Origin of the sequence: Hydrotalea flava (genome assembly GCF_001623405.1) — a bacterium.
Classification (GTDB): domain Bacteria; phylum Bacteroidota; class Bacteroidia; order Chitinophagales; family Chitinophagaceae; genus Hydrotalea; species Hydrotalea flava.
On record NZ_LUHG01000041.1, the window covers coordinates 96,279 to 110,509 of the forward strand.

The 14,231-nt window shown below is 35.1% G+C and carries 16 protein-coding genes, 1 tRNA gene and 1 other RNA gene; 13 read left to right on the forward strand and 5 right to left on the reverse strand.

Annotated features, from left to right (window positions below; all coding sequences use genetic code 11):
• The first annotated feature begins 56 nt into the window (after window positions 1-56).
• The 8 genes from A0F92_RS03960 to A0F92_RS15485 all read left to right on the forward strand — a co-directional run bounded on the left by A0F92_RS03960 (window position 57) and on the right by A0F92_RS15485 (window position 6,299).
• Window positions 57-130 (forward strand) — tRNA-His (locus A0F92_RS03960).
• A gap of 13 nt (window positions 131-143) precedes the next feature.
• Window positions 144-785, forward strand: a complete 642-nt coding sequence (locus tag A0F92_RS03965; RefSeq protein WP_167516790.1) for a DUF445 domain-containing protein — start codon at window positions 144-146, stop codon at window positions 783-785.
• A 124-nt stretch (window positions 786-909) separates the two neighbouring features.
• Window positions 910-3,600 carry a TonB-dependent receptor domain-containing protein gene (locus A0F92_RS03970; protein WP_068241916.1) on the forward strand — a complete coding sequence of 897 codons (2,691 nt, stop codon included), beginning with the start codon at window positions 910-912 and terminating at the stop codon, window positions 3,598-3,600.
• 228 nt (window positions 3,601-3,828) lie between these two features.
• Entirely contained in the window at window positions 3,829-4,233 is a 405-nt protein-coding gene (locus tag A0F92_RS03975; protein WP_167516791.1) for a DUF4878 domain-containing protein, read from the forward strand.
• A gap of 18 nt (window positions 4,234-4,251) precedes the next feature.
• The gene (locus A0F92_RS03980; RefSeq protein WP_068241920.1) at window positions 4,252-4,794 is read left to right on the forward strand and encodes an inorganic diphosphatase; all 543 of its coding nucleotides are present in this window, start codon (window positions 4,252-4,254) and stop codon (window positions 4,792-4,794) included.
• A gap of 51 nt (window positions 4,795-4,845) precedes the next feature.
• A complete protein-coding gene (locus A0F92_RS03985; protein ID WP_068241922.1) occupies window positions 4,846-5,682 on the forward strand; it encodes a sulfite exporter TauE/SafE family protein in 837 nt (278 codons plus the stop codon).
• A 3-nt stretch (window positions 5,683-5,685) separates the two neighbouring features.
• Entirely contained in the window at window positions 5,686-6,072 is a 387-nt protein-coding gene (locus tag A0F92_RS03990; RefSeq protein ID WP_068241924.1) for a DUF1634 domain-containing protein, read from the forward strand.
• Between the two features lie 68 nt (window positions 6,073-6,140).
• The gene (locus tag A0F92_RS15485; RefSeq protein ID WP_167516792.1) at window positions 6,141-6,299 is read left to right on the forward strand and encodes a hypothetical protein; all 159 of its coding nucleotides are present in this window, start codon (window positions 6,141-6,143) and stop codon (window positions 6,297-6,299) included.
• A gap of 24 nt (window positions 6,300-6,323) precedes the next feature.
• On the opposite strand, the gene A0F92_RS03995 is transcribed toward A0F92_RS15485, so the two are convergent.
• Entirely contained in the window at window positions 6,324-7,091 is a 768-nt protein-coding gene (locus tag A0F92_RS03995; RefSeq protein WP_068241926.1) for a C40 family peptidase, read from the reverse strand.
• Between the two features lie 71 nt (window positions 7,092-7,162).
• On the opposite strand from A0F92_RS03995, the gene A0F92_RS04000 reads away from it, so the two are divergent.
• Together A0F92_RS04000 and A0F92_RS04005 are read left to right on the forward strand one after the other, a co-directional pair.
• Window positions 7,163-7,744: an RNA polymerase sigma factor gene (locus tag A0F92_RS04000; RefSeq protein WP_068242013.1), complete on the forward strand. Its 582-nt coding sequence runs from the start codon at window positions 7,163-7,165 to the stop codon at window positions 7,742-7,744.
• 40 nt (window positions 7,745-7,784) lie between these two features.
• Complete coding sequence (locus tag A0F92_RS04005) at window positions 7,785-8,153, forward strand: hypothetical protein (protein ID WP_068241928.1); 369 nt, start codon at window positions 7,785-7,787, stop codon at window positions 8,151-8,153.
• A 286-nt stretch (window positions 8,154-8,439) separates the two neighbouring features.
• Here A0F92_RS04005 and ssrA read toward each other — a convergent pair.
• The 4 genes from ssrA to A0F92_RS04025 all read right to left on the reverse strand — a co-directional run bounded on the left by ssrA (window position 8,440) and on the right by A0F92_RS04025 (window position 13,132).
• Window positions 8,440-8,812: a transfer-messenger RNA gene (gene ssrA, locus A0F92_RS04010) on the reverse strand.
• A gap of 81 nt (window positions 8,813-8,893) precedes the next feature.
• Window positions 8,894-10,261, reverse strand: a complete 1,368-nt coding sequence (gene rseP / locus A0F92_RS04015; RefSeq protein WP_068241929.1) for an RIP metalloprotease RseP — start codon at window positions 10,259-10,261, stop codon at window positions 8,894-8,896.
• Between the two features lie 92 nt (window positions 10,262-10,353).
• Window positions 10,354-11,514, reverse strand: a complete 1,161-nt coding sequence (locus tag A0F92_RS04020) for a 1-deoxy-D-xylulose-5-phosphate reductoisomerase (protein ID WP_068241931.1) — start codon at window positions 11,512-11,514, stop codon at window positions 10,354-10,356.
• Window positions 11,515-11,638: 124 nt separating this feature from the next.
• Window positions 11,639-13,132 (reverse strand): GH3 auxin-responsive promoter family protein, encoded by a 1,494-nt coding sequence (locus A0F92_RS04025; RefSeq protein WP_068242014.1) that lies wholly within the window; start codon window positions 13,130-13,132, stop codon window positions 11,639-11,641.
• Window positions 13,133-13,307: 175 nt separating this feature from the next.
• On the opposite strand from A0F92_RS04025, the gene rplU reads away from it, so the two are divergent.
• The 3 genes from rplU to A0F92_RS15490 all read left to right on the forward strand — a co-directional run bounded on the left by rplU (window position 13,308) and on the right by A0F92_RS15490 (window position 14,189).
• Entirely contained in the window at window positions 13,308-13,613 is a 306-nt protein-coding gene (gene rplU, locus A0F92_RS04030; RefSeq protein WP_068241933.1) for a 50S ribosomal protein L21, read from the forward strand.
• A 64-nt stretch (window positions 13,614-13,677) separates the two neighbouring features.
• Window positions 13,678-13,944 (forward strand): 50S ribosomal protein L27, encoded by a 267-nt coding sequence (gene rpmA / locus A0F92_RS04035; protein WP_068241935.1) that lies wholly within the window; start codon window positions 13,678-13,680, stop codon window positions 13,942-13,944.
• A 68-nt stretch (window positions 13,945-14,012) separates the two neighbouring features.
• Window positions 14,013-14,189: a hypothetical protein gene (locus tag A0F92_RS15490; protein ID WP_167516793.1), complete on the forward strand. Its 177-nt coding sequence runs from the start codon at window positions 14,013-14,015 to the stop codon at window positions 14,187-14,189.
• The last annotated feature ends 42 nt before the right edge of the window (window positions 14,190-14,231 follow it).

The following is a 14,231-nucleotide window of genomic DNA, read 5'->3' on the forward strand; positions in this document are numbered from 1 at the left end:
AAAAAATGTGTTTTGTGAAATGCTGAATTATCTTATTTTTGCAGCCCAATAAAACGGAGAGCGTAGCTCAGTTGGTTAGAGCGACAGTTTGTGGCACTGTAGGTCGTGGGTTCGAGACCCATCGTTCTCCCAACCCTCCTTCCATGAAGGAGGGTTTTTATTTTGAAAACAATACGATGCATACCTGGTATTACCTGCTTCCTATCATTACTGCACTAACCGGTTGGTGTATTAATAGCATTTTATTAAAATATTTATTTAGACCTTACCAACTCAAAAAGGTACTTTTCTTTTCCATACAAGGCATTTTGCCTTCAAAAAAAGAAAAAATATGCGTTTTATTAGCCCAGCATATTATTGAACGATTACCCATAGAAAGCATTATAAAAAAAAGTACATCGAAAGAAAGTATTGAAAACATGATGCCTTTGGCTGAAAGTGCCATTGATGAATTTTTAAGAAAAAAATTAGTGGAGAAAATGCCCATGCTGTTAATGTTTGTCAGCGACCGATTAATTAACGAATTGAAAAACATTTTTATTGATGAGCTAAACACCCTGCTGCCTGCCATGATAACGAAGTACATGCAACAGTTCAATCATAAAGAACAATTAACACAACTATTGCAGGAATATTTCAAAAAGATGGACAACCAAACAATAGAAATGGCGATTCGTAAAAATACACCTGTTGTTGCAGTTTTTCAGTGGTGGGGAATGATAAGTGGTTTTTTGATCGGCTGTATCCAACTTTTGCTGCTTTATAGCATTTCATCGGTACATTAAGGCTTTTCATCGGTAACTGTGTTGAACTTATTCCATTCAAAATTGTCTTATTACCGTTTATATATACTTAGCACATTTTATATAAAAACGTAATTGAAATTTGCAATTGAAATTTACAAACACCATGAGGAAAATTACCTTAACACTTAGCTTCATTATTATTGTTGTAATTGCATACAGCCAGTTTCCGGCAGGCAGGCCAGGTGGCGGACGAATGGGCGGCCAAAATATAAATATTGGCCATTTTTATGGAAAACTTGTAGACGCCAAGACCAATAAACCCATTGCAGATGCAACCGTACAATTGATTGGAAACAAATTTGATACAGTTACTAAAAAAATGAAGGAAGTAATTTTGGCAACTGTACTAGCCAAACCAAATGGCGATTTTAGCTTAGAAAATTTACCAGTTTTTGGAACTTTTAAATTATCAGCAACTGCAATTGGTTATAAAGCCTTATCACAAAATTTATCATTTGATATTAAATTTCCAGCAGGAGGTGCTACTCAGGATCCCAACTTTATGCAACAAATGCTGGGTATGGTAGATAAAGATTTGGGTAACCTTAAAATGGAATCTGAATCAAACGATTTGGGCAATGTAACCGTTTCCGCTCCTCTTAAACAACAGTTTGAACTGGGTATTGACCGCAAAATTTTTAATGTAGATAAAAACTTAGAAAGCACCGGGCAAACCGCAACAGAGGTAATGAAAAATATACCTTCTGTAAATGTAGATATTGATGGAAATGTTACCCTAAGAAATGCTACACCAACCATTTTTATAGACGACAGGCCCACTACACTTACTTTAGATCAAATACCTGCTGACATTATTGATAAAATTGAAATTATTACCAACCCTTCTGCTAAATATGATGCTTCCGGTGGCAATGCCGGTATTATAAATATTATTTTGAAAAAGAATAAAAAAACCGGATATAATGGCGGAATTAGAGCAGGTGCAGACTCTTATGGTAAATTTAACGGAGGTGGTGATTTAAATGTTCGTCAGGGTAAAATTAATGCCTTCGTGAATTTTAGTTATAACCAGAGAAAATTCAAATCAAACGGCACCACTGATCAGAATAATTTCTTCAATCCTCCCAGTAATGTATACTCCACTCAGGATGCTGTAAACAATGGTGAATTTAAGTTTATTCGCGGTGGATTTGATTATTTAGCCGATAACAGAAATACCATTACCATTGCAGGTAACTATGTAAGAGGCCAATTCAATTCGAATACTACTCTAAATTTAGACTCTACAATTAGTTCTATTTATGCCGCCAATAACCAAGGCATCAGTAATGCAGACCGTAGTTTTGAAAACAAAGGTGCACAATTAGGCTATAAACACAATTTTGCCAAAAATGGAGAAAACCTGACTGCTGATTTAAATTACAATGCGAGCACCAATTATAGTAATTCGAATAATAATATCTATACTTATTTCCCAAATACAACTACACAAAAACAACCACCATTGCTGCAGCAAACCCTAACAGATGGTTCTCAGAAATATTATACTATACAATCAGATTATGAGAATCCAATTTCAGACAGCAAAAAGTTTGAAGCAGGCTTAAGAGCAGCTATCAGAGACTTTGGAAACAATAGCACCCAGTTAAAGTACAACAACAATACCGGCAATTATGATAAATTACCCGGTATCAGCAACAATTATAAATTCAATGACCAAGTGTATGCCGCATATGTTAATTACAAAGGCAAAATCAACAAATTAGGCTATCAAATTGGTTTGAGAGCGGAAAGCTCCAGTTACACCGGAACTTTATTAAACGTAAATGGCGCAGATTCTTCTAATTTTTCTGTTAAATATCCGGTTAGCTTATTCCCCAGTGCTTTCTTAACCTACAAATTAACAGATAAGCAGGATGTACAAATTAATTATTCCAGAAGAGTGAACAGGCCCAACTTCTTTCAGTTAATTCCATTCCCTAATTACAGTAATTATCCTGTTTCTGTAAGTGTGGGTAACCCGGTATTAAACCCTGAATTCACCAATTCAATGGAGTTATCTTATAACAATGCTTACAAACCAAAAGCCAATTTTCTGGCAACAGCTTATTTTAAATACACCACCAATTTAATTACGCAATACATATACAGAGGCAAAGACCAGTTAAACCCCAATACTTCCGACAGTATTTATTATTCAACCTACATTAATGCCAATAGCGGTATATCTTATGGTTTGGAATTAACCAACAATATGCCTGTAACCAAGTGGTGGGATTTGTTGCTGAATCTAAATTTATTCAATTCAAAAATTAATGCCAATAATATAAATGCCAATAATGGCAGTGGCGAAGTGGCATTAGCTACCAATTCTATATTGAGCTATTTTGCTAAAATAAACAATAATTTTAAATTAGGAAAAGGTTACTCTCTTCAAATCAGTGGCAACTATCAGTCAAAAACTGTTTTGCCCCAAAGTAATAATGGTGGAGGCGGTGGGCCATTTAACCAGGTTCAAACAACAGCGCAAGGCTATTTATTACCACGCTGGAGCATGGATGCTGCCATTAGAAAAGACTGGACTTGGAAAAAAGGGCAAAGCGGCTCTTTAACACTGGGTATGAATGATATATTTAGAACAAACTATCAGGAATCATTTTCAGAACAAACCGGTTTATTTAATCAGGATAACAGACGCATCAGCAACCCGCAAATTTTGCGTTTAACATTCAGTTATCGCTTCGGCAAATTTGATGCCAGCCTGTTTAAAAGAAAAAACTTGAAATCAACCCCCGATACCGGCAGCATGGATATGATGGGTGGCGGCAACTAAATAATTCCACTACCAATCGAAATGTATACAAGGGGCTGCTTCATTGCAGCCTCTTGTATGTACTATCAATTCTGTAGAATAAAAACATGATTAATTTTTGAAAACCGGATATCTCCTATTCAATTCTCAAGTTTCAATAGGTTAAAATTCTGCTTCTTTGCTCAGAAACGGAATGCCCTACTAATTTTGTATGCAAATCAAACCATACCTTTACAGCATTCAATCAATATGAAATATTTATTATTCATTTTTACATTGGTATTGATATCCTGCCAATCCAATTCCAATAAAAATTACCCCGCAGCAGAAAATGCTTTTGATGCGGGCCGAGAATTTATTGATGCTTATTTAAAAGGTGATTTTAAAAGGGCTAATTTTTACATGCTGCAGGATGCTGAAAACACTGCTATCCTAAAAAAAGTTGAAATAACATACAAAAATAAGTCTACTGAAATCAGGAACCAATATCAAACTGCTTCAATTAATATAAATAGCATAGAAGATGTTTCGCCCACAGAAACCATTATTAATTATGCCAACTCGTACGATAATGTTGCGCATAAAGTAAAAGTGATTTTAAAAGACGGGAAATGGCAGGTTGATTTAAAATATACACTTGACGGCAATTTATAAAAAAGATAACCATTGAATATGATGACAGTACTTCACCCATGGCATGGCGTTCATTATGGAGAAAATGCACCCAGAGTTGTAACTGCAGTGATTGAAATTCCACAAGGCAGCAGATGTAAATATGAAATAGATAAGTCCAGCGGTTTATTGAAATTAGACCGGGTAATTTATTCTTCATTTTATTACCCTGTCAATTACGGATTTATACCACAAACTTATGGCGACGACAAAGACCCATTAGATATTCTGGTCATTACCTCGCTACCTGTTACCCCATTAACATTGATGGAAGCTAAAGTGATTGGTGTAATGCAAATGATTGATAGTGGTGATGCGGATGATAAAATCATTGCCGTTGCTGCCAACGATCCAAGTGTAAACCATTATAACAACATTGAAGAATTACCCCGGCATTTTTTTGATGAGCTCCGCCACTTTTTTGAAGAATATAAAAAATTAGAAAATAAAACAGTAGTAGTAGAGGAATTTGGCGATAAAACCAAAGCACTAAAAGTAATTGAAGAAGCGATAGAAGGTTATAAGATTAAATTCGGTAAATAACCCATCTTTTCACTTTCTTAATTCTATCGCTTAATCATACATGTGCATTCAATGACTATTTTAACCTTTACCTTACTTATTTTTTTAGGATCATTATTGGCAGGCTTTCTGGGCTCACTTACCGGTTTGGGTGGTGGATTTGTCATCATCCCCATGTTAACACTTTTATTTGGTGTAGATATACGGTATGCCATTGGCGCATCGTTAGTAGCAGTTATTGCAACTTCATCAGGTGCAGCTGCTGCGTATGTTAAAGAAGGCATTACCAATATCAGACTGGGCATGTTTCTTGAAATTGCCACTACTACCGGAGCCGTTTTAGGCGCTTATGTTGCAGTGTATACACCTACTAATACAATCGCCATTATATTTGGATGTATCCTTATTTTTTCAGCATATGTTTCTTTACAAAAGAAAAGTGAAGCCATACAACAAACTGATAAAAGTAAATTAGCCAGAACTTTTAAATTAAATGGCACCTACCCTACACCTGAAGGCGAAATTGCATATACTGTAGCCAATGTAGTTGGCGGTTTTTTTACAATGATTGGTGCAGGCTTACTATCAGGGTTGTTAGGTGTTGGTTCTGGCGCATTAAAAGTATTGGCGATGGATAATATTATGCGTATTCCTTTTAAAGTATCTACCACCACCAGTAATTTTATGATTGGTGTAACTGCTGCAGCCAGCGCCGGCATTTATTTGTACCGAGGCTATATTGATCCGGGTCTTTGTTTACCCGTTACATTGGGTGTATTAGGTGGCGCATGGATTGGCTCAAGATTTTTAACAAACGCCAAAACCAGCCGATTAAGAAATATTTTTGCCTTTGTAATTATTGCCATTGCGCTGGAAATGTTATACAACGGCTTTACAAAAAAATTTTAAACCATGCGTAAGATTCTACAAGATGATGATTTGGAATTTGCAATGGGTAATCTTTTAAGATTGGGCGTAATTATTTCATCCATCATTGTTGTAATTGGAGGTATCATTTACTTATACAAACATGGTATGCAAATTCCTGAGTATGCAACTTTTACAGGTGATAAAAGCATGTTTAATGCAGTTACAAAAATATTTAAGGGTCTAAAAGAATGGAAAGGGCAGGCTATTATACAATTAGGCATTATGGTATTGATTTTTACACCGATTGCACGAATTGTTTTTTCTTTTATCGGTTTTTTAATTGAAAAAGATTTGCTATACATGTTACTCACTCTTATTGTACTTGCAATTATCACCTTTAGTTTATTAGCCGGTACCAATATTGTATGAAAAAAAGTAAAAGAATCTTTTTGATTTATAAATTCCTGAAACCTTATTTTTGCTAAAAATTCATCAAAATGGAAAATAAAACTTCAACCGGAAAATACTGGATATTATTTTTACTCTCTTTGGTGTTGATTATTTTTATGCTAATTTCTCCGGATGTACGCCCCTATTTCTGGTTAGCCTTGCCTTTGGTTTTAACATTTTTTGTAAAAGCTTTAGATATCATATAAATTTTTTTATACTGCAATTCCTGTTTATAACAGGCAAGGGAATTTTTCCTTAAAACGTTTAATTAATCGCAAACGGTGAGTGCGTTTTGAATGTAGTGTTGATATAATTCCCATCGCATCTATTGCATCAATTTTTACATAACCCGATGCATGAATGATAGTGTGTGTATTAAATAAAATACCAACATGGGTAATATGCCCTTCTTCATTATCAAAAAATGCGAGATCACCACAATTGGCTTCCTCCAAAAAACCAATACTTTTACCCAATGCTGCTTGTTGATAGGCATCTCTCGGTAAAACTATATTGAAAAGCTTAAACACCTGTTGGGTAAATCCGCTGCAATCAATTCCAAAAACAGATTTTCCACCCCACAAATACGGTGTTCCCAAAAAAGCACGGGTAATTCGTTGAATATTTTGTTCCGTAAAATCAAAATGAGCGGGTGGTTTTGCCTCTTTAAATGAAATATCAAACGGAGGTAAGGATATACTTGTATCATTCCAGGGTGTACCCATACTCACTCTCGTTAACTGATTGTTGATGATTACCTCATTAATAGGTTGATGATGCCATCCGTATGTTTCGGGTAAAAATGCTGTTTCAACCAACTGTATTTGCTGGCACCAACCTTCATACCCATCATAATGGCATTTCACTTTTATAAAATCCTGTAATCGTTCTAACACCGTAACAGATTCTAAAAATAACAACTCAGTTACCATCTCACTTTTATGCGTAGGTTCTATTCTTACAGGTGCAATGGCTACTATACAAACTGCAAAACTCATTGAATCAATTTTTTGCAATTTATGGATTAAAGATAAATGCGCATCTAAATAAAAATGCTTATTTTAAAATTGTGAAGTTGAATAAATACCAACATATTAACGATGAAGCTTTGCTGCAAGAGTTTTATGCTGATGGCAATACAGAATGGATAGGTATTTTATTAGAACGGTACACCATACTCTTACTGGGTACCTGTATGAAATATTTAAAAAATCAGGAAGCAGCTAAAGATGCTGTTCAGCAAATATTTTTGAAAGTGATGACAGAAATGCCAAAATATAAAGTACAATATTTTAAAAGTTGGATATACATGATTGCCCGAAATTATTGCCTGATGCAATTAAGAGATAAAAAAATTACTTATACACTACAGGAAGAAGCACCACTACTTGAAGCTGAAGGTAATTTGGCTGAATTATTAGAAAAAGAAAAACTATTGCAATGCATTGAAAATGCGTTAGATGATTTAAATGAAGAACAAAAAAAATGCATAACCCTTTTTTATTTGGAAAAGAAAAGTTACAGAACCATTGCCGCAATAACCGGATACAGCATATTACAAGTAAAAAGCCATATACAAAATGGGAAAAGAAATTTAAAATTATTGGTTGAAAAAAAACAACATACACCATCGGGAAAACAGCCTGAATAGTATTTTACCAAAAGCTGATTTCATTTAAAGATGCGATACCATGACACAAAAAACAACTAAAACAAATAACCAGCTCCCAATTACTGAAGAAACAATTCTTCACTATCTTGAAGGCAATCTTTCAGATGAGGCCATGCATGCATTTGAAGAAGAAATGGAATCTTCAGCTTTTTTAAGAGAAGCCATAGAAGGTTTAGAAACTTTTACTGATAAAAAAGCGTTAAGAGCATCAGTAAAACAATTACAAAAACAATTACGAAGAAGAACAGAGCATACCAGAAAAAAAAGATACCAGCTTTTCCAACAACATCAGTTTCAGAACATCATCCTTATTGTAGCATTACTATTATTAATATTTCTTGGCGTTGTTGTGGTTCATTTTTTAAAGCTTCACCCGTTATTAAAATAGTCAGTGACCGTATCAATAAGTTAACCGGTAATTTAGACCAATCATATTTCATATTAAACAACAATATTGAAAAATGTACCGACTTAAATTATGTATACCAATCAGCAGCTCTGCCTGAGAAGCAACAGCTCATAAATAAATTGTTCGATAGAAAACTACACTATTTTCAGGGGTGTTATCGAACTTTTTGGATTATGCCATTGTTCGCTCATAACTCATTGATACTCAAGGAAAAAAACCTACTTGATATTCAAAAAAAAGGCGATTTCTTCGCAAAAACCGCCTCAGGTGGACCTGAGGAGAATCGAACTCCTGTCCAAACATATTTACCATAAGTCTTCTACATGCTTATTTCATTATTAATTGTCGGCAATGAACCGGAAATGAACAAACCAATTCAATGCTTAGCTGTATATTCTTTTGCAATAGTCACAGCCTTCTATTGCAGCAACCTGTGTTTGTTTTGAGTCGGCGGCGGCACCTGGTAACAGGTAAACCTGTGCGGCGGCCCGAATGACTGACTAATTACTAATTAGGCAGCCATGGCATACTGTGTATTGCCATTTAAAGTTTGAGTATTCAGATTTAAGTGCTAATTACCCAACGCACTGCATGCTTCCACTTACCGTAACCTATGCTGTCGAAACCAATACAGGCCCGGGTAGTTGAAAAAATCAAAGAACTTATTCAATTTCATATACAAAGGTACTTTATTCTGTAAACACCTGCTATTTAAAATTTTAATGACTAAAAATTCGTAAAAAATCCAAGCCAAGTGCATAAGCCATTAAACTTAACAACAAAATCATGCCAACCATCTGCGCATACTCCATAAACTTATCGCCCGGCTTTCTTCCTGTAATCATTTCTACCAATGTAAACAAGGCATGGCCGCCATCTAAAGCCGGTATGGGTAACACGTTCATAAATGCAAGGATGATTGAAAAAATGGCAGTTAATGTCCAAAACGACTGCCAGTCCCACACACCAGGGAATATACTACCAATACTTATTACACTTCCTAAAGAATCGTTTACTTTTACTTCTTTAGAAGTGAATAATAATTTAAGATTGCTAATATAATTAATGAGCGTACTGTAGCATTTTTCAATGCCAACTGGAATAGCCTGTAAAAATGAATATTTAATTTGCACGGTACCCAATACTTCATCCGGTGCCTGAAAGCCAATACCGGCTTTAATTTTAGGTTTGATATTATTTACAATAGTTGCCTGAATGGTATCGCGGTTGTTTTGAACCAGCGTATAATGGATGGAATCTTTATTTTTTAAATCTTTCAAAACATCAAATGCCTGGTTGTTATACGAAACAGGTATTTGATTAATGGCAATAACCCTATCGCCTTTGTGTATTGATCCATTACTGTTTATTTTAGTACCGGGAAGCACAGTATCTACCAATAATGGGATACGTACATAAGTAAACCCACCCAGTTTGTTTTTGTTTAAATGTTCAATAAATCCGGAGGGTAGATTTAAAATGGTATCTTTTCCATTTCTTTCAATGGTAATATGTTTGGCCTGGTTGAGAATAATTAATGAACCTACAGTTCCTACTTTTTCAACGGGCTTACCTGCAACAGCCACTATTTTATCGCCATCCTGCATTCCAATTTTTTTCCCAAGACTATCTACATACACCCCATATTTTAAATTTTGAGCAGGTATATATTTTTCGCCCCAGGTATACATAATTCCTACGAAAATAACAATGGCCAATAAAATATTCACCGTTACGCCACCCAGCATAATAATAAGCCGTTGCCAGGCGGGCTTTGCACGAAATTCATAAGGCTCAGGTGGTTTTTTCATTTGCTCTTTATCCATACTCTCATCAATCATGCCGGCAATTTTTACATAGCCTCCAAAAGGTACCCAACCAATACCGTACTCCGTTTCACCTATTTTCTTCTTCCATAAACTAAACCAGGGATTAAAAAAAAGGAAAAACTTTTCAACCCTGCATTTAAACCAACGTGCAGGTAAAAAATGCCCCAATTCATGCAAAATAACAAGGATAGAAAACGACAGGATAAATTGTCCTGCTTTAATTCCCGCTACACTCCAATCAATTACTAAAAAACTCATTCAATTTTAATATTTAGTTGACTTTTAATTTTTATACAACAAAACGATTGCCATTCAGTTGATTATTTGAACCTATTTTTATATAAGTTCCATTACATCTGAATTAAAGAAGCTGCAAAATTACGCGCTTCGGCATCACTGTCAAAGTATTCGTTCAGGGTGGGCTGGGCAATGAAGGTAATTTTATTCATGGTTTGCTCAATCATTTCAGTAATATCCAAAAATCCAATCCTGTTTCTTAAAAAAGCATATACTGCAATTTCATTGGCTGCATTCATTACACAGGGAAGATTACCGCCTTTAAATAGTGCTTCCGTTGCCAATGCCAAATTGCGGAAGGTGCGTAAATCAGGCTCTTCAAATTGAAGTGTTGCTGCTTTTTTAAAATCAAAACGGGGAAAATTATTGGGAATTCGTTGCGGAAATGCCAATGCGTATTGAATAGGTAGTTTCATATCGGGCAGGCCCATCTGCGCTTTGATGCTCCCGTCTTCAAACTGCACCATACTATGAATAATACTTTGGGGATGTATAACTACCTGAATTTGGTCGGCATTTAAATTAAAGAGCCATTTTGCCTCAATCATTTCCAAACCTTTATTCATTAAAGTTGCAGAATCGATACTGATTTTTGCACCCATTGACCAATTAGGATGCTGCAATGCATGTTCTTTTTTTACATTCACCAAAAAATTTGGTTTTTTTCCCAAAAAAGGGCCACCACTTGCAGTAAGCACCACTTTTTCAATTTTATTTCTTCCTTCGCCAATAAGGCATTGAAAAATAGCTGAATGTTCACTATCAACCGGAATAACAGGCACTTTATTTTCTAATGCTTTTTGCATGATGATGTCTCCTGCTACTACCAATGTTTCTTTATTAGCCAGTGCAATGGCTTTTTGATACTTAATGGCTGTGAGTGTGGGTTTTAATCCTGCATAACCCACAATAGCAGCCAACATCATATCATAACAATTCATGGCTGCCACTTCTTCCAAAGCTTTTTCACCTGCAAAAACCTTTATTGGAGTATGTGCCAATGCCTCTTTCACTGCAATATATTTTCTTTCATCAGCTATTACTACACAATTTGGATTAAACTGAATTGCCTGTTGCACCAATAATGTATCGTTGGTTTGGGCAGTTAATATTTCAACAGAAAATTTATCAGGATTAGCTGCAATCACTTCTAATGCCTGTGTACCAATTGAGCCTGTTGAGCCAAATAAAGCAATTCGTTTTTTTATTGTCATTGAATTTTAGAATTAAAACAGTACACAAAGAAGTACAAAATAAGGTATTTACCACAAATATGCACTAACAGGCATTTTGTGTATCTATATTTTGGTGCATACCGTTGTTTAGCAAATGATTTTTCTATTTTACAAAAGCTTGTAATGCATCTGCAATATTTCTATCATTACTTAAACGCGGCACTTTATTTTGCGCTCCCAGTTTTCCAATGGAACGCATATAATCAATAAATGCATTTTTTTGTAAGGGCTTTATTTCTAATGTACGCAAAATATTTCCTCTAATTAAATCATCATAATATACATTTTTGGCGCGTAAATTATTATCAACTTTTAAGGCAAATGCCGCCATATCTTTCGGCGTTTCTTCAAATTCAATATACCATTCATGAAAACTATTGCCTTTTTCTTTTGCAATGTTGGGCGCAACTGTAAATTCAATAACTTTTATTCCTTCTTCATTGGCTGCTTCCATTAAAGCATATTCTACCTCTTCTCCAATAACGTGTTCCCCAAAAGCAGAGATAAAATGTTTAATACGTCCGGTTACTAAAATTTTATATGGATTGGTACTGATAAATTTAACCGTATCACCAATATTATAAGCCCATAATCCAGCATTGCTGCTAATAATTAAAGCATAGTTTTCACCAATCTTTACATCAGCAAGGGTAAGCCGGGTAGGCCTTTCATTGAAAATTTCATTGGCCGGAACAAATTCAAAGAATATGCCACTATTGGTGTTCAGCAATAAACCGGGAGTATGTGGATCATCTTGAAAAGCGAAAAAACCTTCACTGGCTGGAAATAACTCCAAACAATCAATGGATTTACCAATGCTGTTGTACAATTTTTGTTTGTAAGGTTCAAAATTTACCCCACCCTGAATCATAATACTGAAGTTGGGAAATATTTCAGCAATAGGTTTGCCTGTTTTTTCAATGAGCCTGTCAAAATACATCTGCATCCACGGTGGAATACCACTAATCAGTGTCATGTTTTCATGCAGGGTTTCTTCTACTATTTTATCTAATTTCATTTCCCAATCTTCAATACAATTGGTTTCAAAGCTGGGTAATTGATTGGCTCTTAAATACCTGGGTACATGATGGTTTACAATACCGCTTAGCCGGCCGGTAGGAATACCGCCTACCCTTTCCAAAACCGGCGAACCACTTAAAAAAATCATCTTTCCCTTTGCAAAATCAAAATTTCCGGTTTCGGCCATGTAATATAATAAAGCATTACGGGTAGTATTAATGTGGTTAGGAATAGAATCTTTGGTAATGGGAATATATTTAATTCCCGAGGTAGTGCCACTGGTTTTTGCAAAATAAATAGGCTTGCCTTTCCACAAAACATTTTGGGTACCTTCTTTTATTTTTTCGATGTAGGGTTTAAACTGCTCATAATCCCGAATCGGAATTTTTTCAACAAATTCGGCATAGCTATTAATTTCCTGCATTTGATGATCTTTACCGAATTTGGTGTTTTTGCCCACTTTTAAAAGCATTTTGAAAATGGCTTCCTGATCAGCCACAGCACTGAGCATACTTTTACGAATGGTTTTATGAATATGAAAAGCAAACGGGCGAGCTAATAACGATTTTAAATTCATAATGGAGGGATATGCATCTACTATAAAAAGCACAAAAATAGCATTATACAACACCTTTCTACCAAAGAAGGTATTAATTTTATCAGAAAATAAGGGTTGAAGAACAATTATTTTGAAAAAATTTGCAATTTTTGGTATTGAAACATTACCTTTGCCGTCCTAATTTTGGATAGTTATGTTAGCAGTTGTAAAAATCGCAGGTCAACAGTTTAAAGTACAAGCAGGAGATAGTTTGTATGTTCCCCGCTTAGCAGCCAAAACCGGTGATAAAGTTGAATTTAAAGACGTTTTACTGGTAGATAATGCAGGCACACTTTCAGTAGGTAATGCAGTGAATGCTGTAGTTAAAGCTGAAATTATAAATGAATTGGTGCAGGGAGATAAGATTATTGCTTTTAAAATGAAAAGAAGAAAAGGTTTTCGTAAAAAGCATGGTCACCGTACCCACTATACTCAAATTAAAATTGAAAGTATTGCTTAAATTGTTAAAACAATTTCAGACTTCATAATCTGATGCCGTTTTAATTTTCAAAATCAAAAAAGTTATGGCACACAAAAAAGGTGAAGGCAGTGTAAAAAATGGTCGCGACTCGAACAGTAAGCGCCTAGGGGTAAAAATATTTGGTGGTCAACCGGCTATCTCCGGAAACATCATCGTACGTCAACGCGGTACCAGTTACCATCCCGGAAAAAATGTTGGTGTTGGAAAAGACTTTACCATCTTTGCATTAACAGATGGAATTGTTGAATTTAAAAAGTCTAGAAATAACAAAACCATCATTTCAGTTTTGCCTGTAGAAGCTACTGCATAAAAAAAAATTTTGCAATACCAGAATAGTTGTTAATTTTAGGTTATTAACTAACCATTAAATTTCAACTTATGGCAAAAGCTGTAAAAAAAGCTGCTCCTAAAAAAGCTGCTGCAAAAAAAGCCGCTCCTAAAAAAGCTGCTGCAAAAAAAGCCGCCCCTAAAAAGGCCGTTGCAAAAAAAGTTGCTCCTAAAAAAGCAGTTGCAAAAAAAGCCGCTCCTAAAAAGGCCGCTGCAAAAAAGAAGTAATCTTCTTGTAAAAGAAGTAACAACTAACAAGTCCCGATAAAT